Here is an 18,291-nt window from a genome sequence, read left to right as displayed (position 1 = left end):
GGCCCGCACGGCCGGTGCGGCACTGCGCGAAGGGGCGCGATCATCGCGCCAATTGCTGAGAGAAGGGCGGGCTTTACGGTATAATCCGTTTTTCCCGCGAGCATCCAGCGATGACCAAATATGTTTTCGTCACCGGCGGCGTAGTTTCTTCCCTCGGCAAGGGTATTGCCGCCGCCTCTCTCGCCGCGATCCTTGAATCGCGCGGTCTGAAAGTCACCCTCCTCAAACTCGATCCCTACATCAACGTCGACCCCGGCACGATGAGCCCGTTCCAGCACGGCGAAGTGTTCGTGACGGAAGACGGAGCGGAGACCGACCTCGACCTCGGCCACTATGAGCGCTTCATCAGCACGAAGATGCGCAAGGCCAACAACTTCACGACCGGCCAGATCTACGAATCGGTGATCCGCAAGGAACGCCGCGGCGACTATCTCGGCAAGACCGTGCAGGTGATCCCGCACATTACGAACGAAATCCAGGCATTCATCGAGCGCGGGGCGGCATCGGCCACCTGCGGCGAGCCGGACGTCGCGATCGTCGAGATCGGCGGTACCGTCGGCGACATCGAGTCGCTGCCGTTCCTGGAAGCCGCGCGCCAGATGAGCCTGCGCCTCGGCCGCAACAGCGCGTGCTTCGTGCACCTGACGCTCGTGCCGTACGTCGCGACGGCCGGCGAGTTGAAGACGAAGCCGACCCAGCACAGCGTGCAGAAGCTGCGCGAGATCGGCATCCTGCCGCACGTGCTGCTGTGCCGTGCGGATCGCCGCATCCCCGACGACGAATCGAAGAAGATCTCGATGTTCTCGAACGTGCCGGAAGACGCCGTGATTTCGGTGTGGGACGCCGACAGCATCTACAAGATTCCGCAGATGCTGCATGACCAGGGCCTCGACCGGATCATCTGCGAGGAGCTGAAGCTGTCGCCGAAGGACGCAGACCTGAGCATGTGGTCGGAGCTCGTCGAGAAGCTGGAAAACCCGAAGCACGAAGTCACGATCGGCATGGTCGGCAAGTATGTCGATCTGACCGAGTCGTACAAGTCGCTGATCGAGGCGCTGCGTCACGCATCGCTGCATACGTCGACCAGGGTCAACATCGAGTACATCGACTCGGAAGAAATCGAGGCGAACGGTGTCGACAGCCTGAAGCACCTGGATGCGGTGCTCGTTCCGGGCGGTTTCGGCCGTCGCGGCACGGAAGGCAAGATCGCGGCGATCCGCTATGCGCGCGAGTCGAAGGTGCCGTACCTCGGCATCTGTCTCGGCATGCAGCTCGCGGTGATCGAATTCGCACGCGACGTCGTCGGCCTGAAACAGGCGAACAGCACGGAATTCGATTCGGAAACGCCGGAACGCGTGGTCGCGCTGATCACCGAGTGGTACGACCGCGACGGCAAGGTCGAGACGCGCACCGAAGAGTCGGATCTCGGCGGCACGATGCGCCTCGGCTCGCAGCGCTGCCCGATCAAGCCGGGCACGATGGCCGAAGAGATCTACGGCAAGGACGTGAACGAGCGCCATCGCCACCGTTATGAAGTCAATAACCGCTTCGTGCCCCAGCTCGAAGCCGGCGGCCTTATCATCAGCGCCCGTACCCCGAGCGAGGATCTGCCGGAAATGATGGAGCTGCCGCGTTCGATGCACCCGTGGTTCGTCGGCGTCCAGTTCCACCCGGAATTCACGTCGACGCCGCGTGACGGCCATCCGCTGTTCAAATCGTTCGTCGAAGCCGCGTTTGCCAACAAGCAAGCGCGCGGAGTGAAAGCATGAAGCTGTGCGATTTCGAGGTCGGTCTCGACCAGCCTTTCTTCCTGATCGCGGGTACCTGCGTCGTCGAATCGGAGCAAATGACGATCGACACGGCGGGCCGCCTGAAGGAGATCTGCGAGAAGCTGAACGTGCCGTTCATCTACAAGTCGTCGTATGACAAGGCGAACCGCAGCTCGGGCAAGTCGTTTCGCGGCCTCGGAATGGACGAGGGCCTGCGGATCCTCGGCGAGGTGAAGCGCCAGCTCGGCCTGCCGGTGCTGACCGACGTGCATTCGATCGACGAGATCGAGCAGGTCGCGTCGGTCGTCGACGTCCTCCAGACGCCCGCGTTCCTGTGCCGTCAGACCGATTTCATCCACGCGTGCGCGCGCTCGGGCAAGCCCGTCAACATCAAGAAGGGCCAGTTCCTCGCGCCGCACGACATGAAGAACGTGATCGACAAGGCGCGCGAAGCGGCGCGTGAAGCCGGTCTGTCGGAAGACCGATTCATGGCGTGCGAGCGCGGCGTCTCGTTCGGCTACAACAACCTCGTGTCCGACATGCGTTCGCTCGCGATCATGCGCGAGACGAGCGCGCCGGTCGTGTTCGACGCGACCCACTCGGTGCAGCTGCCGGGCGGGCAGGGCACGAGCTCGGGCGGCCAGCGCGAATTCGTGCCGGTGCTCGCGCGTGCCGCGGTCGCGACGGGCGTCGCGGGCCTGTTCATGGAAACGCACCCGAATCCGGCCGAAGCGAAGTCGGACGGCCCGAACGCGGTGCCGCTGAACCGGATGGGCGCGTTGCTGGAGACCCTCGTCACGCTCGACCAGGCGGTGAAGCGCCATCCGTTCCTGGAAAACGATTTCAACTAAAGATCGAATGAACCTTGCGGCGGCTTCGCGCGTCTGTAGCGAAAGCGGTTTCGGCACGCGTGTCGTCGCAGTTTGAAGAATCCATCGTCATTCTCAGAGGAAACCCATGAGTGCAATCGTAGATATCATCGGCCGCGAGATTCTGGATTCGCGCGGCAACCCCACCGTCGAATGCGACGTGCTGCTCGAATCGGGCACGATGGGCCGCGCGGCGGTGCCGTCGGGCGCGTCCACCGGCTCGCGTGAAGCGATCGAACTGCGTGACGGCGAAGCCGGCCGCTACAACGGCAAGGGCGTGCTGAAGGCGGTCGAGCACATCAACACCGAAATCTCCGAAGCCATCATGGGCCTCGACGCGTCGGAACAGGCGTTCCTCGACAAGACCCTGCTCGAGCTGGACGGCACCGACAACAAGTCGCGCCTCGGCGCGAACGCGATGCTGGCCGTGTCGATGGCCGTCGCGAAGGCGGCGGCCGAAGAAGCCGGCCTGCCGCTGTACCGCTACTTCGGCGGCTCGGGCGCGATGCAGCTGCCGGTCCCGATGATGAACATCGTCAACGGCGGCGCGCACGCGAACAACAGCCTCGACATCCAGGAATTCATGATCGTCCCGGTCAGCCAGCCGACGTTCCGTGAAGCCCTGCGTTGCGGCGCGGAAGTATTCCACGCGCTGAAGAAGATCCTGAGCGACCGCGGCATGAGCACGGCAGTCGGCGACGAAGGCGGCTTCGCACCGAACTTCGGCAGCAACGACGAATGCCTGTCGACGATCCTGCAGGCAATCGAGAAGGCCGGCTACCGTGCGGGCGAAGACGTCCTCCTCGCGCTCGACTGCGCGGCCTCCGAGTTCTACCACGACGGCAAGTACCAGCTCGCCGGCGAAGGCCTGCAACTGTCGTCGGCCGAATTCACCGACTACCTCGCGACGCTCGCCGACAAGTTCCCGATCGTGTCGATCGAGGACGGCATGCACGAAAGCGACTGGGAAGGCTGGAAGCTGCTGACCGAGCGCCTCGGCAAGAAGGTGCAGCTCGTCGGCGACGACCTGTTCGTCACGAACACGCGCATCCTGAAGGAAGGCATCGAGAAGGGCATCGCGAACTCGATCCTGATCAAGATCAACCAGATCGGTACGCTGACCGAAACGTTCGCGGCAATCGAAATGGCGAAGCGCGCAGGCTACACGGCCGTGATCTCGCACCGCTCGGGCGAAACGGAAGATTCGACGATCGCGGACATCGCGGTCGGCCTGAACGCCGGTCAGATCAAGACGGGTTCGCTGTCGCGCAGCGACCGCATCTCGAAGTACAACCAGCTGCTGCGTATCGAGGAAGATCTCGGCGATATCGCAAGCTACCCGGGCAAATCGGCTTTCTATAACCTGCGCTAACGCGCTACTATCGGGTTCGTCACCTCGACGCCGCTCTGCGCATTCGCGCGAAGCGGCGCTTCTTATATCTGCGTCTCTTACATGCGGCTTGTCACTGTCGTCCTGATTGCCTTGCTGGCGCTCATTCAGTACCCCCTATGGTGGGGACACGGCGGCTGGTTGCGGGTGCACGAATTGCGTCAGCAACTCGGCGATCAGCTGCAGAAGAACGCGGACGAGAAGCTGCGCAATGAACGGATCGCGGGGGAAGTGCAGGATCTGCAAAGCGGCACCGCGGCCATCGAGGAGCGTGGGCGCTACGAGATGGGCATGGTGAAGGACGGCGAAGTATTCGTGCAGTTCGTGTCGCCGAACACGCCGGCCGGGCCGCTGAACACCACGCCGTCCAACACGTCGACGCGTGGCGCCGTGTCCGCGGCGCCCGTGCGTGTCGTGCCGAACCCGCAGTCGATTGCAAAGCCGTCGCGGCATCACGGCGGCGAGAAGGGCAAGCCCGCGCATCACTGAGCACATCACTGAGCACGGCAGTCCGAACCATTGAAAAAGCGCGGGAAATGCCGCGCTTTTTTATTTCCTGCCGGTTTTCAATCGGGTCGATCGGCGCGTTCGCGCATCACCACCACCAGCCCGGATAGCCATAGCCGATGCCGGTGCCCCAGCGGTTTCCCCAACCGCCGTAACCGCCGTAATAGCCGCCGTAGACCGTCACGGGCGGCGGCGAGTAATACGCCCACGCGCGCGCGGCTGCCTCGGCTGCCATGGCATCGTTCTGCTCGCGCAGCACCTGCCGGTCGATTTCGTCGTAGCGTTTGCGTTCCGCACTCGACAGCGCGGGCGGCTGGCCGCCCGATGCGCCCGGTTCGGGCAGGCGGCTGAGGATCGTCGACGAAGGCGGCTGCACCGCGCAGCCGGCGAGGGCCAGCGTGCCGGCGGCGACGCTGGTCAGGACGAGGATGCGGAACGGGCGATTCATGTGTCTCTCCAGCAGCGCGCCGACAGCGAAAAGCGGCTTGCACCGAAGGCCGGGCCTGCGGCGACCGAGCCGCGCATGCGACGCTCATGCGTTCATTATGCGCCCGCGCCCGCATCGCGGGCACGGGCGCGCGGCTCAGTGACGCTGGCCGGCCGCGGGCGTGATGCCGGTCGCGAGTTCCGGCGCGGCGAACAACTGCGCGACATCGACGGGGTCGAACTCGTAGCGCTGGTTGCAGAACTCGCAGTGAATCTCGACGTGACCGCGCTCGACGATCACGCTGTCGACTTCATCGCGACCGAGCATGCGCAGCATCGCGCCGACCTTCTCGCGCGAGCACGAGCACTGGAAGCGCGTACCGGCCGGTTCGAAGTGCTGCACGTTTTCCTGCCAGAAGAGCCGGCGGAACACGACTTCCGGTTCGACCTCGAGCAGTTCCTTCGCGGACAGCGTGCCGCCGAGCGTGCACACCCGCTCCCAGGTATCGATGTCCGTCTCGGCGTTGCGCGGCACGATGCCGCCGTCGCCCGGCAGCTTCTGCAGCAGCATGCCGACCGCGCGGTCGCGATCGGCCGCGAGCCACAGCCGCGTGTCGAGCTGCTCCGAGTGATGCATGTAGTGCTCGAGCACCTGCGACACCGATTCGAGCGGACCGTCGACGCCGTTCAGCGGCACGATGCCCTGGTACGGCTGCTGGCCCGGCAGCTTCTCGGCCGGGTCGAGCGTGATCACGCAGCGGCCGTGGCCGCTCGCGTTGACGAGCGACGCAAAGCTCGTGTCGTCGCCGATCGTCTGCGCCGCGTCGCCGGCGAACTTGGCCGTGGCGCGCATCGACAGGTCCGAGCTGCACTGGACGACCAGCATCTGGACCGGGCCGTCGCCGAAGATCTGCATGATCAGGGTGCCGTGAAATTTCAGGTTCGCGGACAGCAGCGCACACGCGGCCATCATCTCGCCGAGCACCGTGCGCACCGGAGCAGGGTAGTCACGGCGGGAAAGCACCTCTTGCCACGTGTTGCGCAGCGACACGATCTCGCCGCGCACGGGTGCCGAATTGAACATGAATTTCTGTAACTGGTCGCTCACTCTTCTTCCTTGAAATCGCGCGAATCACCCGATCCGCACGAGTTGCTCCTTGAAATGCGCACGTCGCTCGACGTACGTCTTCGCATTGGCGCGCAGTCGCGCGATATCGTCCGCCGACAGCTCGCGCACGACTTTCGCCGGGGCGCCGAGAATCAGCGAATTGTCCGGGAACACCTTGCCTTCCGTCACGACCGCGCCGGCACCAACCAGACAGTTGCGGCCGATGACCGCACCATTCAAGACCACCGCCTGAATCCCGATCAGCGAACCTTCGCCGATCGTGCAGCCGTGCAGCATCGCCTGGTGCCCGATCGTCACGTTTTCCGCAATCGTCAGCGGAAAACCGGGGTCGGTGTGCAGGACCGCGCCTTCCTGGACATTGCTTCCGGTGCCGACCGTGATCGTCTCGTTGTCGCCGCGAATCGTCGCGCCGAACCAGACGCTCGCGTTTTCCTCCAGCACGACCTTGCCGATGATGGCCGCCGTATCGGCGACGAATACGCTTTCGTGGATCGTCGGGGCCGTCTCGCCCAGTTTGTAGATCGTCACGGAGTCTCCTGGTCTCTTCGATGATGGGCGCCGGTAGAATGGCGCGTCTGGCGTGCCGGGCGCATTGCATTGCGTCGCGGCACAAACGCATATTGTAAACCGTCGCGTGCTTGCGCTCCCCCGACGCGCACGGATGGTGCCCCCGTTTTGACGAGCATGGAGCCTTCTTCTTTCACCGCCGCGCCGCGCTGTGTGCGCCGCGCCGCGCTCGACGCGCTGCGAATGTCCGAGCCGGCCGCGAAGGCCGCGCAGGTCCGCGCGCTGTACGACGCACTGCTGGCCGGGCAGGCCGCGATCGCGCCGGCGCTCGAGCTGGACGAACCGGCCGACCTGCCGGGCCGTCCGGCGCGCCCGCCGCTCGTCGAGCCGCGCCAGCTCGAGCGTCGCAGCATGCGCTCGCCCGCGGGGCGCGCGGTGCTGCTGCACGCGCTCGCGCATATCGAATTCAATGCGATCAACCTCGCGCTCGACGCCGTGTGGCGCTTCGCCCGGATGCCGGACGCGTTCTATGCGGACTGGCTGAAGGTCGCGGCCGAGGAGGCTTATCACTTCACGCTGCTGTCCGAGCGGCTGGCCGGGTTCGGGCATGCGTACGGCGATTTTCCCGCACACAACGGGCTGTGGGAGATGTGCGAGCGGACCAAGGCCGACGTGCTCGCGCGTATGGCGCTCGTGCCGCGCACGCTCGAGGCGCGCGGGCTCGACGCGTCGCCGCCGATCCGCGCGCGGCTCGTGCAAGCGGGCGACGACGCCTCCGCGGCGATCCTCGACGTGATCCTGCGCGATGAGATCGGCCATGTCGCGATCGGGAACCGCTGGTTCCGGCATTTGTGCGACGCGGCGGGCCGCGATCCGGTGTCTGCCTACCGTGAGCTCGCCGAGCAGTACCATGCGCCGCGGCTGCGCGGTCCGTTCAATTTCGACGCGCGCCGCACCGCGGGATTCGAGCAGGCGGAGCTGGACGAATTGGCCGCGCAGGACGCGGCGGACAGCAAGGCGGCGGGTTAGGGCGGCTGCGGGCGGCCGGCTGCCGCGGTGCGAAAGCTGCCGCAGGCCGGCCGTAACGTCATGCCCGTGCCTCCGGTGCACCGGAGGCGCGCGTCATCGGCCCCCCCTGTCGCTAGAGAGCGGCCTCGACTGCCAGCCGCCGGAACGCAAGCGCCACCGCTATAATCGAACGATCATTCTTTTTTCTGGCGACTGCAATGAGTGCGTCGAGTTCTGTTTCCGATTTCGTCACGGTGCGCGGCGTCAAGCTGCATGTGCGGCGCTGGGGCCGGCCCGATGCGCCGACGCTGTTCATGCTGCACGGCTGGATGGACGTCGCGGCGTCGTTCCAGTTCGTCGTCGACGCGCTCGCGGGTGACTGGCAGGTGATCGCGCCCGATGCGCGCGGCTTCGGCCTGTCCGACTGGCCGGTCGCAAGGCACGGCGGCGGTCATTACTGGTTCCACGAATATCTGGGCGATCTCGATGCGCTCGTCGATCACTATGCGCCGACCGGCGAGGTCAACCTGGTCGGGCACAGCATGGGCGCGAACGTCGTGTGCCTGTACGCGGGCGCGCGGCCGGAGCGCGTGCGGCGCGTGGTCGATCTCGAAGGGTTCGGGCTCGCCCCCGCGCGGGCCGAGCAGGCGCCACGCCGGCTGCGCGGCTGGCTCGACGAGCTGCGCGAGCCGCCGGTGCTGCGCCCGTACGCGTCGCTCGACGACGTGGCAGCCCGGCTGATCAAGACCAATCCGCGGCTCGAGCCGCGCCGCGCCGCGTTTCTTGCCGCCCACTGGTCGAAGCGCGGCGACGACGGCCTCTACCACCTGCTGGCCGACCCCGCGCACAAGATGGCGGGCCCGACGTTGTACCGGCTCGACGAGGTGATGGCTATCTGGAAGCAGGTGCGTGCGAAGGTGCTGCACGTCGAGGCCGTCGCTTCGCCGACCCTCGCGTACCTCGCGGGCGACATCCCGCTGCCGGAATTCAAGGCGCGCTTCGGCGCGTTCCCGGACTGGCGCGAAAAGCTCGTCGAGGATGCCGGCCACATGGTCCATCACGACCAGCCGGAGCAGATCGCGGCACTGATCGAGGCCTTCTGCGCGTAGGGCGGCAGCGGTATCGGCAGGGCAGGCGGGCGGCGGAATTGCCGCATTGCAGTAGAATGAAGCTTCACCTGCCATACCGACAATGAACGCCGATCTCCACTGCCATTCGAATGTTTCCGACGGGTTGCTGTCGCCTGCCGACGTCGCGCGCCGCGCTCATGCCGGCGGCGTGACCCTGTGGGCGCTGACCGACCACGACGAGATCGGCGGCCAGGCGGCGGCGCGCAGCGAGGCCGAGGCGCTCGGCATGCGCTACCTGAGCGGCGTCGAGATTTCGGTCACGTGGGCGTCGCGCACCGTGCACATCGTCGGGCTGCACATCGATCCGTCGAACCCGACGCTCGTCGACGGCCTCTATCGCACGCGCCACGGCCGTGCCGCCCGCGCACAGGCGATCGCCGCGCAACTCGAGACGCTCGGCATTCCCGGCGCTTACGAAGGCGCGCTGAAGTACGTATCGAATCCCGACCTGATCTCCCGCACCCACTTCGCGCGCTTTCTGGTCGAGCACGGCCATGCCGAATCCACTTCCGACGTGTTCGACCGCCTGCTCGGCGACGGCAAGCCCGGATTCGTGCCGCACCGCTGGGCGACGTTGTCCGATGCGGTTTCGTGGATTCGCGCGGCGGGCGGCGAGGCCGTGGTCGCGCACCCGGGCCGCTATCGCTATACGCCGGTCGAATTCGATGCGTTCTTCGGCGAATTCATCGATCTCGGCGGCCGCGCGATCGAAGTCATCACGGGCAGCCACACGCCCGATCAGTACCGCGAATACGCGGACGTCGCCCGCCGCTTCGGCTTCGAGGTGTCGCGCGGTTCGGATTTCCACGCGCCGGGCGAGGGCCGCGTCGAGCTCGGCGGCCTGCCGCCGTTGCCGCCCGACCTCAAACCGGTCTGGGAACGCTGGCTCTGACGCGCGGCGGCCGCTTGCCGCACGCGGCGCCCGTCGCGCCCGCATCCGACTTTTCCCCCCTTTACGTGCCCCCATGTCCCAGTTCTTCAGGATTCACCCGGATAATCCGCAGCCGCGCCTGATCAAGCAGGCCGCGGACATCGTCAGCAAGGGCGGCGTGATCGCGATGCCGACCGATTCGAGCTACGCGCTCGCATGCCACCTCGACGACAAGGGCGCGGTCGAGCGCGTGCGCCGCATCCGCGGCCTCGACGACAAGCAGCACCTGTCGCTGCTCGTGCGCGACCTGTCGGAGCTGGCGAACTTCGCGATGGTGGACAACCGCCAGTACCGGCAGATCAAGTCGGTGACGCCGGGCCCGTACGTGTTCATCCTGCAGGCGACGAAGGAAGTGCCGCGCCGGCTGTCGCACCCGTCGCGCAAGACGATCGGGCTGCGCGTGCCCGATCATGCGATCACGCTCGCGCTGCTCGAATCGCTCGGGCAGCCGCTGCTCGGCACGACGCTGATCCTGCCGCCGGACGACGAACCGCTCAACGATCCGGAGGATATTCGCGCGCGGCTCGAGAAGCAGGTCGATCTCGTGATCGACGGCGGTGCGTGTCCGCGCGAGCCGTCGACGGTGATCGACCTGACGGGCGACGAGCCACAGCTCGTGCGCGCGGGGCGCGGCGCGCTCGAACCGTTCGGGCTCGTGGCCGCGTAAGCGCACGCCGTTCATTTTTGCGCGAGTGCGCTTGTTACAATAACGCGATATGGATGCTTCCCTGATACAGACCATCGCCGTCTACGCGCTGCCCGTGATCTTCGCGATCACGCTGCACGAGGCCGCGCATGGCTATGCCGCGCGCCTGCTCGGCGACAACACCGCCTACATGATGGGGCGCGTGTCCTTCAATCCGATGCGCCACATCGATCCGCTCGGCACGATCGCGATCCCGCTCGCGATGTATTTCCTGACCGGCGGTGCGTTCCTGTTCGGCTATGCGAAGCCGGTGCCGGTCTCGTTCGGCAACCTGCGCAATCCGCGCTGGGGCAGCCTGTGGGTCGCGCTCGCGGGCCCGGCCTGCAACTTCGTACAGGCGTTGATCTGGGGCGTGCTGACCATCGTGCTGCCCGCAGCCGGCGTCGACGAACCGTTCTTCACGCGGATGGCCTACGCGGGCGTCAGCGCGAACCTGGTGCTCGGCGTGCTGAACCTGTTTCCGCTGCCGCCGCTCGACGGCGGCCGCATCCTGGCGGCGCTGCTGCCGCCGAAGCAATCGATCGCGCTGTCGCGCATCGAGCCGTACGGTTTCATCATCGTCCTCGCGCTGGTCGCGACGGGCGTGCTGACGAATTTCTGGCTGCGTCCGCTCGTGAACGCCGCGGCCGGCGTGCTGAGCGCCATCCTGTCTCCCTTCGCCTCGCTTTTCTAACGACAATCATGTTCCCAGATCGTATTTTCTCCGGCATGCGACCCACCGGGTCGCTGCACCTCGGCCACTACCACGGCGTGCTGAAAAACTGGGTGAAGCTGCAGTCCGAGTACCCGTGTTTCTTCTGCGTGGTCGACTGGCATGCGCTGACGACGCACTACGAGACGCCCGAGGTCATCGAGAAGAACGTGTGGGACGTGCTGATCGACTGGCTCGCGTCCGGCATCGATCCGGCGCAGGCGACGCTGTTCATCCAGAGCAAGGTGCCCGAGCACGCGGAACTCGCGCTGCTGCTCGGCATGAGCACGCCGCTCGGCTGGCTCGAGCGCGTGCCGACCTACAAGGAGCAGATGGAGAAGCTGAAGGACAAGGATCTGTCGACCTACGGCTTCCTCGGCTACCCGGTGCTGATGGCGGCCGACATCCTGCTGTATCGCGGCTCGCTCGTGCCGGTCGGCGAAGACCAGGTGCCGCACGTCGAGATGACGCGCGAGATCGCGCGCCGCTTCAACTACCTGTACGGCCGCGAGCCGGGCTTCGAGGAGAAGGCGCTCGAAGCCGCGAAGAAGCTCGGCGGCAAGCGCGCGAAGCTCTATCACGAGCTGCGCAATGCATACCAGCAGGAGGGCGATGACGAGGCGCTCGAACAGGCGCGCGCGATGCTGCAGGAGTCGCAGAGCCTGTCGATGAGCGACCGCGAGCGCCTGTTCGGCTATCTCGAAGGCGCGCGCAAGATCATCCTGGTCGAGCCGCAGGCGCTGCTGACCGAAGCGTCGCGGATGCCGGGCCTCGACGGCCAGAAGATGTCGAAGTCGTACGGCAATACGATCGGCCTGCGCGAAGACGCGGAGACGATCACGAAGAAGGTCCGCACGATGCCGACCGATCCGGCGCGCGTGCGCCGCACCGATCCGGGCGATCCCGACAAGTGCCCGGTGTGGCAGCTGCACCAGGTCTATACGGACGCAACGACGCACGAGTGGGTGCAGCACGGCTGCCGTTCGGCGGGCATCGGTTGCCTCGACTGCAAGCAGCCGGTCGTCGAAGGGATCCTGCGCGAACAGCAGCCGATGCTCGAGCGCGCGCAGAAGTACATGGATGATCCGTCGCTGCTGCGCGCGATCGTCGCGGACGGTTGCGACAAGGCGCGCAAGCACGCGGTCGAGACGATGCGCGACGTGCGCGAGGCGATGGGCCTGTCGTACACCTGAGCTGACGGCATGCGCGAATCCGTCATTGTCGCCGCGGGCGGCCACATCGCCCAGACCGAGCCGTCGCGCTGGGTCGCCCGGTGGTCGCGGCTCGTTCCGGCGGGCGGTGCGGTGCTCGACGTCGCCGCGGGCGGCGGCCGCCATGCGCGCTGGTTCGCGTCGCACGGGCATCCGGTCGTCGCGCTCGACCGCGATCCGGCCTCGCTGGCCGCGTTGCGGGCGATCGCAGGCGTCGACGCGCGCGACGCCGATCTCGAGGGCGCACCCTGGCCGCTACCGGCCGGAGCGTCGTTCGCAGCCGTGATCGTTACCCATTATCTTCATCGTCCGCTCTGGCCCCATCTGCTCGATGCGGTGGCGCCCGGCGGCGTGCTCATCTACGAAACCTTCGCGCAAGGAAACGAAACGGTCGGCAAACCGTCCAACCCCGCGTTCCTGCTCGCTCCGGGCGAGTTGCTGGACGCGGTGCGCGGCCGCCTGCGGGTGATCGCTTACGAGGACGGATTCGTCGCCGGGCCGCGCGAGGCGTTCGTGCAGCGTATCTGCGCGGTACATGAGGGCGCGACCCCGAAGGCGGGGGCGGGAATTCCACGTTACGAACTGCCCGGCTAATCCGCTACAATCCAACGTTTACCGGTACATCAATCAATCGCGTTTCATGGCTAACGGCACCCAAGACGGCATTCAAATCCGCGGCAGCATCCCCGCGATCGTCACTCCGATGCTCGAAGACGGCAGTCTCGATCTGCCGGCGTTTCGCAAACTGATCGACTGGCACATCGCGGAAGGCACCGACGCCATCGTCGTGGTCGGCACGAGTGGCGAGTCGGCAACGCTCAACGTCGAAGAGCACATCCTGATGATCCGCACGGCGGTCGAGCATGCGGCGATGCGCATCCCGATCATCGCGGGCGCGGGCGGCAATTCGACCGCGGAGGCGATCGAACTGACGAAGCACGCGAAGGCCGTCGGCGCCGACGCGACGCTGCAGGTCGTGCCGTACTACAACAAGCCCACGCAGGAAGGGATGTACCGGCACTTCAAGTCGATCGCGGAAGCGGTCGACCTGCCGGTGATCCTCTACAACGTGCCGGGCCGCACGGTCGCGGACATGGCGCACGAGACGACGCTGCGCCTCGCACAGGTGCCGGGCATCATCGGCGTGAAGGAAGCGACGGGCAACATCGACCGCGCCGCGCATCTGATCAAGGCCGCGCCCAAGCATTTCGCGATCTACAGCGGCGACGATCCGACCGCGATCGCGCTGATGCTGCTCGGCGGCCACGGCAACATCTCGGTGACGGCGAACGTCGCACCGCGCGCGATGAGCGACCTGTGTCGCGCGGCGCTGGCCGGCGACGTCGCCACGGCGCGGGCGCTGCACATGAAGCTGCTGTCGTTGCACAAGAACCTGTTCATCGAGGCGAACCCGATTCCGGTGAAGTGGGCGCTGCAGGCGATGGGCAAGATGCAGGGCGGCATCCGCCTGCCGCTTACGCCGCTCGACGAGCGCTGTCACGATGTCGTGCGTTCGGCTCTCGTCGAGGCCGGCGTCCTCGCCTGATGCACAGGCGGCCGCGTCCTGCGGCCGCCGGCACTCCTCATCAACCCGCACCGGCCGGCTCCGTCCGGCGCCGCTCCTGACGAGCGCTCTAGCAAGACGAAGGATTTCATGAAACGTTTCGCCTTTTCATCTCGCGCCATCCAGGTTTCGGTGGTGGCGCTGGCGCTGGGCGCGCTCGCCGGCTGCGATACGCTGAACGACTATCTGGCTCCTGACCGCGTCAACTACAAGAACACGGGTTCGGCGCCGCCGCTCGCCGTGCCGAGCGACCTGAAGCCGGTGCCGACGACCCAGCAGTTCGTCGCGCCGCCGAGCAACGCAGGTCTCGGCACGCTGCCGCCGCGGGCGACGACGGCCGCCGGTAACGCGACCGACGGCGTCCCGAGCGCGCAGGATCCGCTCGGCATGCATATCGAGCGCGACGGCGATCGCCGCTGGCTCGTCGTCGACGGGCGCACGCCCGAGCAGCTGTGGCCGATCCTGAAGGAATTCTGGCAGGAGAACGGCTTCTCGCTGAAGACCGACGCGCCGTCGACCGGCATCATGGCCACCGACTGGGCCGAGAACCGCGCGAACATTCCCGACGACTGGTTCCGCCGCACGATCGGCAAGGTCATCGATTTCGCATACTCGTCCGGCACGCGCGACCGTTTCCGTACGCTCGTGAACCGCACGTCGAACGGCAACACCGACATCTCGATCACGCACAGCGCGATGGAGGAAATGATGGTCGGTCCGCAGGGCGGCACGTCGTCGCGCTGGGAAGAGCGTCCGCGCAACCCGGTGCTCGAGGCCGTGTTCCTGTCGAAGCTGATGCAGAAGTTCGGCCTGAGCGACGCGCAGGCGAAGCAGTTGCTGACGGACGCGCGTCCGGCGACGGCGCCGGCGCAGGTCGGCGACGCGAGCAGCGGCGCCGCGACGCTGCAGCTGGCTGAATCGTTCGACCGCGCATGGCTGCGCGTCGGTCTCGCGCTCGACCGCACCAATTTCGCGGTCGACAATCGCGATCGCGAGAAGGGCCTGTACACGGTCCGCTACGCGAACACGATGGAAGAGCTCAAGCGCGACGGGCTGTTCGGCAAGCTGTTCTACGGCGGCCCGGCGGCGGCCAAGCCCGGCAAGGAATACCTGGTCAACGTGCGCGCCCAGGGCAGCGGCACGCAGGTCGCGGTGGTCGACGCCAGCGGCAAGGTCGACAACTCGTCGGACGCACAGCGGATCATTTCGCTGCTGCACGCCGAACTGAACTGAACGCGTGCGCTTCGCCAGCCTCGGTAGCGGCAGCGAAGGCAACGCACTGGTCGTCGAGGTCGCGAGCGGCACGACGACCACCCGCGTGCTGCTCGACTGCGGTTTTTCAGCGAAGGAGGTCGAGCGCCGCCTCGGCCGCCTGAATCTCGGCATCGACGATCTCGATGCAATCCTCGTTACCCATGAACACAGCGACCACGTCGGCAGCGCGCTGACGCTCGCGCGGCGCGGGTCGCTGCCGCTCTACATGAGCTGGGGCACGGCGCGCGCGGTGGGCGCGGACGAGGCCGATGTCGATCTCCACGTGTTGTGGGGCGACGAGACGGCCGCGATACGCGATCTGGCCGTGATGCCCTATACGGTGCCCCACGACGCGCGGGAGCCGCTCCAGTTCGTCTTCATGGATGGTTGCCGCCGGCTCGGCGTGCTGACCGACGTCGGAATGGCCACGCCGCACATCACGACCGTCCTGAGCGGCTGTGACGCGCTGGTGCTCGAATCCAACCACGATACCGCGATGCTGGCCGGCAGCCGCTATCCGCAGTCCCTGAAGGCGCGGATCGGCGGCAATCATGGCCACCTGAGCAACGATGCCGCCGCCGGCATCCTCGCGTCGCTCGAACGCAGCCGTCTCCAGCATCTGGTCGCGGCGCACCTGAGCCAGCAGAACAATCGGCCCGAGCTGGCCCGCCAGGCGTTTGCCGGCGTGCTGGGAACGGACGGGGAAGAGGTGGTCGTCGCCACGCAGGACGCGGGCTTCGACTGGCTGACGCTCGGCTGAGCGGCCGCAAGAGGGCGGAGCGGCGTCTTGGCCGTCCTGGCTGCCGGGCGCGCGATGCGGAACCGACGGACATAAAAAAACCGGCCCAGAGGGCCGGTTTTTTTTCAGCTGATGCTGAGGCTTACTGGCTTGCGCCCGAAGCCGGAGCAGCCGTCGCTGCCGAAGCAGCCGACGCCACAGCAGCAGCTGCATCGCTCGCAGCAGCCGAAGCCGACGAAGCAGCAGCCGAAGCGTCGCTCGCAGCACCAGCAACTGCCGAAGCAGCCGACGAAGCAGCAGCCGATGCGTCGCTAGCAGCCGACGAAGCAGCTTGATCAGCGCTCTTGTTGCAAGCAGCCAGTGCAACAGCAGCCAACAGGGAAGCTACGAGGAGGGATTTCTTCATGATCACGTCCTTTTATGGTTAAAGGTAAGCAACAGCGCGAAACAATACCGGTAATGTGCTCCAACACCGACCTGGGCCGCTGGTGGAGACGCACTTCTAGAGCGTGAATCTTCCCTACGGCTTGGGCGGAAATTATATGCACTTTCCTATCGACCGTCGACAAATGCGGGGTCAATACGTTGTCTTTCCCATACAGAATTTGATCTGCATGGGCATACGGGGCAACTCACTAAATCCGGTTTCCGACCCGTATCCAGCCCGCACAATACCACTCGTGCAGCAAGGCTGTCATGGAGGGAGCCCGGGAGAGTGTTACAAACCGTTTCGCCTCCATATAGCGCAGATTGGCCAGTTCGGGCAGCCATTCGCCGGCTTGCTCGAGCGGTTCTTCTTCACCATTAATGAAGTACGATCGCGCGTTATACATCAATGCGGCCCTTCTGTCGAGATATACGCCTCGGCGAGAAGCTTGCGTGACGAACGCCGCCTCGGACAGCGGGCGTGCCGGCGGCTCGAATACCACGCTCGATTTCGGCTCGCTCAGATAGCAGCCGAGGAATTCGGCGACGTCGCGCTTGCGCCAGCGGATCGCATCGACGATCTCGGCGACGCGCTCGACCATCGCTGGCGGCAGTTGTGCCGGCGTGTCGACCGCCGGCTGCTTCGGGTCGCGGTAGAGCGCGTCGCCGCGCCCATCACGCAGGCCGCCGCGTTCCGCGAGGTAGTACAGGAATTGCGCGCCCAGCTCGCCGGCGGACGGTGCCCGAAAGCCGATCGAGCAGGTCATGCATTCGTCGCCTTCGGCCACGCCGTCGTGCGCGATGTGCGGCGGCAGGTACAACATGTCGCCCGGCTCCAGTACCCACTCGTCGCTCGGCTCGAAATGCTCGAGGATCTTCAGCGGCACGTCCGGCTGCAGCGACAGATCCTTCTGCGCGCCGATGCGCCAGCGGCGCCGGCCTTCGACCTGCAGCAGGAACACGTCATACGAGTCGAAGTGCGGGCCGACGCCGCCGCCGTCCGTCGCGTACGAAATCATCAGGTCGTCGAGGCGCGCGTCCGGGATGAAGCGGAAGCGGTCGAGCAGCGCGCGGGCCGCGTCGACGTGCAGGTCGAGCCCCTGCACGAGCAGGGACCAGGACTTGCGCGACACGGCGGGCAGCGCGCCGGGCTCGAATGGGCCGTGCGCGAGTTGCCACTTGTTACGAAAATGGGTGATCAGTCGCGATTCGGCGTCATAGTCGGCTGCCAGTTCGAACAGCGCGTCGCGCGTGACCGGCGGCTTCACGCCGGGGATCGCCTGACGGATCAACAGCGGCTTTTTCTGCCAGTAGCGGCGCATGAATTGCGCCGGCGAGAGACCGCCGAGCAGCGGTGTGGGAAGATCGGAAGGAGGCGCGCCGAGCGGGGCGGCAGCGGCATCCCGCGGTTCGGCTTGAGACCGGTTGCGCATCGTATAATGAGACTTGTATTTGGGAGAATTGGATGAAAATCGCAAAAAACACCGTCGTGTCTGTCACTTACAAGTTGTCGGATGCACAAGGCAACCTGATCGAGGAAAGCGACGAGCCGATGGTCTATCTGCACGGCGGCTATGATGGCACGTTCCCCAAGATCGAGGAACAGCTCGACGGCCACGAGCCCGGTTATCAGGCGCAGGTTCAGCTCGAGCCGCAGGACGCGTTCGGCGACTACGATCCCGAACTCGTGAAGATCGAGCCGCGCGATCGTTTTCCCGAGCCGCTCGAAGTGGGCATGCAGTTCGAAGGCACGCCGGAAGACGGCGACGAGGAAGTGGATTCGCTGATCTACACGGTCACCGACGTCGCCGAAGACAAGGTCGTGCTCGACGGCAACCACCCGCTCGCGGGCATGGCGCTGCGTTTTGCGCTCACGGTCAAGGACGTTCGCGAGGCGACCGAGGACGAGATCGAGCATGAGCACGCGCACGGCGCGGAAGGCCCCGAAATCGTCGACGAGGACGAAGACGAGGACGGCGACACGCCCTCAGGGCGGACTCTGCACTGAGCTGGCGGGGAAGCCGGGCGCCGGCC

The 18,291-nt window shown here is 66.2% G+C and carries 21 protein-coding genes; 16 read left to right on the top strand and 5 right to left on the bottom strand.

Annotated features, from left to right (window positions below; genetic code table 11):
- The first annotated feature begins 110 nt into the window (after nt 1-110).
- The 4 genes from BAMB_RS10830 to ftsB all read left to right on the top strand — a co-directional run bounded on the left by BAMB_RS10830 (nt 111) and on the right by ftsB (nt 4,517).
- Nucleotides 111-1,769 carry a CTP synthase gene (locus BAMB_RS10830; protein WP_011657363.1) on the top strand — a complete coding sequence of 553 codons (1,659 nt, stop codon included), beginning with the start codon at nt 111-113 and terminating at the stop codon, nt 1,767-1,769.
- Nucleotides 1,766-2,620, top strand: a complete 855-nt coding sequence (gene kdsA, locus BAMB_RS10825; protein WP_006761902.1) for a 3-deoxy-8-phosphooctulonate synthase — start codon at nt 1,766-1,768, stop codon at nt 2,618-2,620. Before BAMB_RS10830 ends, kdsA begins: the two co-directional genes overlap by 4 nt.
- Nucleotides 2,621-2,726: 106 nt before the next feature.
- Nucleotides 2,727-4,010, top strand: coding sequence for a phosphopyruvate hydratase (gene eno, locus BAMB_RS10820; protein WP_006751590.1), 1,284 nt, complete (start codon nt 2,727-2,729; stop codon nt 4,008-4,010).
- Nucleotides 4,011-4,091: 81 nt separating this feature from the next.
- On the top strand, nt 4,092-4,517 hold the full coding sequence (ftsB, locus tag BAMB_RS10815) for a cell division protein FtsB (RefSeq protein ID WP_006751591.1): 426 nt from the start codon (nt 4,092-4,094) through the stop codon (nt 4,515-4,517).
- Between the two features lie 106 nt (nt 4,518-4,623).
- On the opposite strand, the gene BAMB_RS10810 is transcribed toward ftsB, so the two are convergent.
- From BAMB_RS10810 to BAMB_RS10800, 3 genes are all read right to left on the bottom strand, one after another.
- Nucleotides 4,624-4,983: a hypothetical protein gene (locus BAMB_RS10810; protein WP_011657362.1), complete on the bottom strand. Its 360-nt coding sequence runs from the start codon at nt 4,981-4,983 to the stop codon at nt 4,624-4,626.
- Between the two features lie 135 nt (nt 4,984-5,118).
- Nucleotides 5,119-6,069: an Hsp33 family molecular chaperone HslO gene (gene hslO, locus BAMB_RS10805; RefSeq protein ID WP_011657361.1), complete on the bottom strand. Its 951-nt coding sequence runs from the start codon at nt 6,067-6,069 to the stop codon at nt 5,119-5,121.
- Between the two features lie 24 nt (nt 6,070-6,093).
- The gene (locus BAMB_RS10800) at nt 6,094-6,618 is read right to left on the bottom strand and encodes a gamma carbonic anhydrase family protein (RefSeq protein ID WP_006761906.1); all 525 of its coding nucleotides are present in this window, start codon (nt 6,616-6,618) and stop codon (nt 6,094-6,096) included.
- Nucleotides 6,619-6,774: 156 nt separating this feature from the next.
- Here BAMB_RS10800 and BAMB_RS10795 point away from each other — a divergent pair, with 156 nt between their 5' ends.
- From BAMB_RS10795 to BAMB_RS35295, 11 genes are all read left to right on the top strand, one after another.
- Nucleotides 6,775-7,626, top strand: a complete 852-nt coding sequence (locus tag BAMB_RS10795; protein WP_011657360.1) for a ferritin-like domain-containing protein — start codon at nt 6,775-6,777, stop codon at nt 7,624-7,626.
- 197 nt (nt 7,627-7,823) lie between these two features.
- Nucleotides 7,824-8,714, top strand: a complete 891-nt coding sequence (locus BAMB_RS10790; RefSeq protein ID WP_011657359.1) for an alpha/beta fold hydrolase — start codon at nt 7,824-7,826, stop codon at nt 8,712-8,714.
- Between the two features lie 82 nt (nt 8,715-8,796).
- Entirely contained in the window at nt 8,797-9,627 is an 831-nt protein-coding gene (locus tag BAMB_RS10785) for a 3',5'-nucleoside bisphosphate phosphatase (protein ID WP_011657358.1), read from the top strand.
- Nucleotides 9,628-9,700: 73 nt separating this feature from the next.
- Nucleotides 9,701-10,333, top strand: coding sequence for an L-threonylcarbamoyladenylate synthase (locus BAMB_RS10780; RefSeq protein ID WP_011657357.1), 633 nt, complete (start codon nt 9,701-9,703; stop codon nt 10,331-10,333).
- Between the two features lie 49 nt (nt 10,334-10,382).
- Entirely contained in the window at nt 10,383-11,045 is a 663-nt protein-coding gene (locus BAMB_RS10775; protein ID WP_011657356.1) for a site-2 protease family protein, read from the top strand.
- Between the two features lie 8 nt (nt 11,046-11,053).
- On the top strand, nt 11,054-12,256 hold the full coding sequence (locus BAMB_RS10770; RefSeq protein ID WP_011657355.1) for a tryptophan--tRNA ligase: 1,203 nt from the start codon (nt 11,054-11,056) through the stop codon (nt 12,254-12,256).
- A gap of 9 nt (nt 12,257-12,265) precedes the next feature.
- Complete coding sequence (locus BAMB_RS10765; protein ID WP_011657354.1) at nt 12,266-12,868, top strand: class I SAM-dependent methyltransferase; 603 nt, start codon at nt 12,266-12,268, stop codon at nt 12,866-12,868.
- A 46-nt stretch (nt 12,869-12,914) separates the two neighbouring features.
- The gene (dapA, locus tag BAMB_RS10760) at nt 12,915-13,820 is read left to right on the top strand and encodes a 4-hydroxy-tetrahydrodipicolinate synthase (RefSeq protein ID WP_011657353.1); all 906 of its coding nucleotides are present in this window, start codon (nt 12,915-12,917) and stop codon (nt 13,818-13,820) included.
- 108 nt (nt 13,821-13,928) lie between these two features.
- Nucleotides 13,929-15,071 (top strand): outer membrane protein assembly factor BamC, encoded by a 1,143-nt coding sequence (bamC, locus tag BAMB_RS10755; RefSeq protein ID WP_006751603.1) that lies wholly within the window; start codon nt 13,929-13,931, stop codon nt 15,069-15,071.
- Nucleotides 15,072-15,075: 4 nt separating this feature from the next.
- Nucleotides 15,076-15,852, top strand: a complete 777-nt coding sequence (locus tag BAMB_RS10750) for an MBL fold metallo-hydrolase (RefSeq protein ID WP_011657352.1) — start codon at nt 15,076-15,078, stop codon at nt 15,850-15,852.
- Nucleotides 15,853-15,963: 111 nt separating this feature from the next.
- A complete protein-coding gene (locus BAMB_RS35295; protein ID WP_011657351.1) occupies nt 15,964-16,146 on the top strand; it encodes a hypothetical protein in 183 nt (60 codons plus the stop codon).
- A 20-nt stretch (nt 16,147-16,166) separates the two neighbouring features.
- On the opposite strand, the gene BAMB_RS36275 is transcribed toward BAMB_RS35295, so the two are convergent.
- Both BAMB_RS36275 and BAMB_RS10745 read right to left on the bottom strand, forming a co-directional pair.
- Entirely contained in the window at nt 16,167-16,412 is a 246-nt protein-coding gene (locus tag BAMB_RS36275; RefSeq protein WP_011657350.1) for a hypothetical protein, read from the bottom strand.
- A gap of 54 nt (nt 16,413-16,466) precedes the next feature.
- Nucleotides 16,467-17,690 (bottom strand): cupin domain-containing protein, encoded by a 1,224-nt coding sequence (locus BAMB_RS10745; protein ID WP_011657349.1) that lies wholly within the window; start codon nt 17,688-17,690, stop codon nt 16,467-16,469.
- A 32-nt stretch (nt 17,691-17,722) separates the two neighbouring features.
- On the opposite strand from BAMB_RS10745, the gene BAMB_RS10740 reads away from it, so the two are divergent.
- Complete coding sequence (locus BAMB_RS10740; protein ID WP_011657348.1) at nt 17,723-18,265, top strand: FKBP-type peptidyl-prolyl cis-trans isomerase; 543 nt, start codon at nt 17,723-17,725, stop codon at nt 18,263-18,265.
- Nucleotides 18,266-18,291: the final 26 nt, after the last annotated feature.

It is taken from the genome of Burkholderia ambifaria AMMD (assembly GCF_000203915.1).
GTDB lineage: Bacteria > Pseudomonadota > Gammaproteobacteria > Burkholderiales > Burkholderiaceae > Burkholderia > Burkholderia ambifaria.
The sequence above is the reverse complement of the archived record's forward strand: the minus strand, read 5'-3'. Positions and strand labels throughout refer to the sequence as shown.

Bases quoted from the DNA above. Each gene is read 5' to 3' on its own strand.
- BAMB_RS10830 (WP_011657363.1), top strand. From the start codon at position 111: ATGACCAAATATGTTTTCGTCACCGGCGGCGTAGTTTCTTCCCTCGGC.
- kdsA (WP_006761902.1), top strand. From the start codon at position 1,766: ATGAAGCTGTGCGATTTCGAGGTCGGTCTCGACCAGCCTTTCTTCCTG.
- eno (WP_006751590.1), top strand. From the start codon at position 2,727: ATGAGTGCAATCGTAGATATCATCGGCCGCGAGATTCTGGATTCGCGC.
- ftsB (WP_006751591.1), top strand. From the start codon at position 4,092: ATGCGGCTTGTCACTGTCGTCCTGATTGCCTTGCTGGCGCTCATTCAG.
- BAMB_RS10810 (WP_011657362.1), bottom strand. From the start codon at position 4,983: ATGAATCGCCCGTTCCGCATCCTCGTCCTGACCAGCGTCGCCGCCGGC.
- BAMB_RS10795 (WP_011657360.1), top strand. From the start codon at position 6,775: ATGGAGCCTTCTTCTTTCACCGCCGCGCCGCGCTGTGTGCGCCGCGCC.
- BAMB_RS10790 (WP_011657359.1), top strand. From the start codon at position 7,824: ATGAGTGCGTCGAGTTCTGTTTCCGATTTCGTCACGGTGCGCGGCGTC.
- BAMB_RS10785 (WP_011657358.1), top strand. From the start codon at position 8,797: ATGAACGCCGATCTCCACTGCCATTCGAATGTTTCCGACGGGTTGCTG.
- BAMB_RS10780 (WP_011657357.1), top strand. From the start codon at position 9,701: ATGTCCCAGTTCTTCAGGATTCACCCGGATAATCCGCAGCCGCGCCTG.
- BAMB_RS10775 (WP_011657356.1), top strand. From the start codon at position 10,383: ATGGATGCTTCCCTGATACAGACCATCGCCGTCTACGCGCTGCCCGTG.
- BAMB_RS10770 (WP_011657355.1), top strand. From the start codon at position 11,054: ATGTTCCCAGATCGTATTTTCTCCGGCATGCGACCCACCGGGTCGCTG.
- BAMB_RS10765 (WP_011657354.1), top strand. From the start codon at position 12,266: ATGCGCGAATCCGTCATTGTCGCCGCGGGCGGCCACATCGCCCAGACC.
- dapA (WP_011657353.1), top strand. From the start codon at position 12,915: ATGGCTAACGGCACCCAAGACGGCATTCAAATCCGCGGCAGCATCCCC.
- bamC (WP_006751603.1), top strand. From the start codon at position 13,929: ATGAAACGTTTCGCCTTTTCATCTCGCGCCATCCAGGTTTCGGTGGTG.
- BAMB_RS35295 (WP_011657351.1), top strand. From the start codon at position 15,964: ATGCTGAGGCTTACTGGCTTGCGCCCGAAGCCGGAGCAGCCGTCGCTG.
- BAMB_RS10745 (WP_011657349.1), bottom strand. From the start codon at position 17,690: ATGCGCAACCGGTCTCAAGCCGAACCGCGGGATGCCGCTGCCGCCCCG.
- BAMB_RS10740 (WP_011657348.1), top strand. From the start codon at position 17,723: ATGAAAATCGCAAAAAACACCGTCGTGTCTGTCACTTACAAGTTGTCG.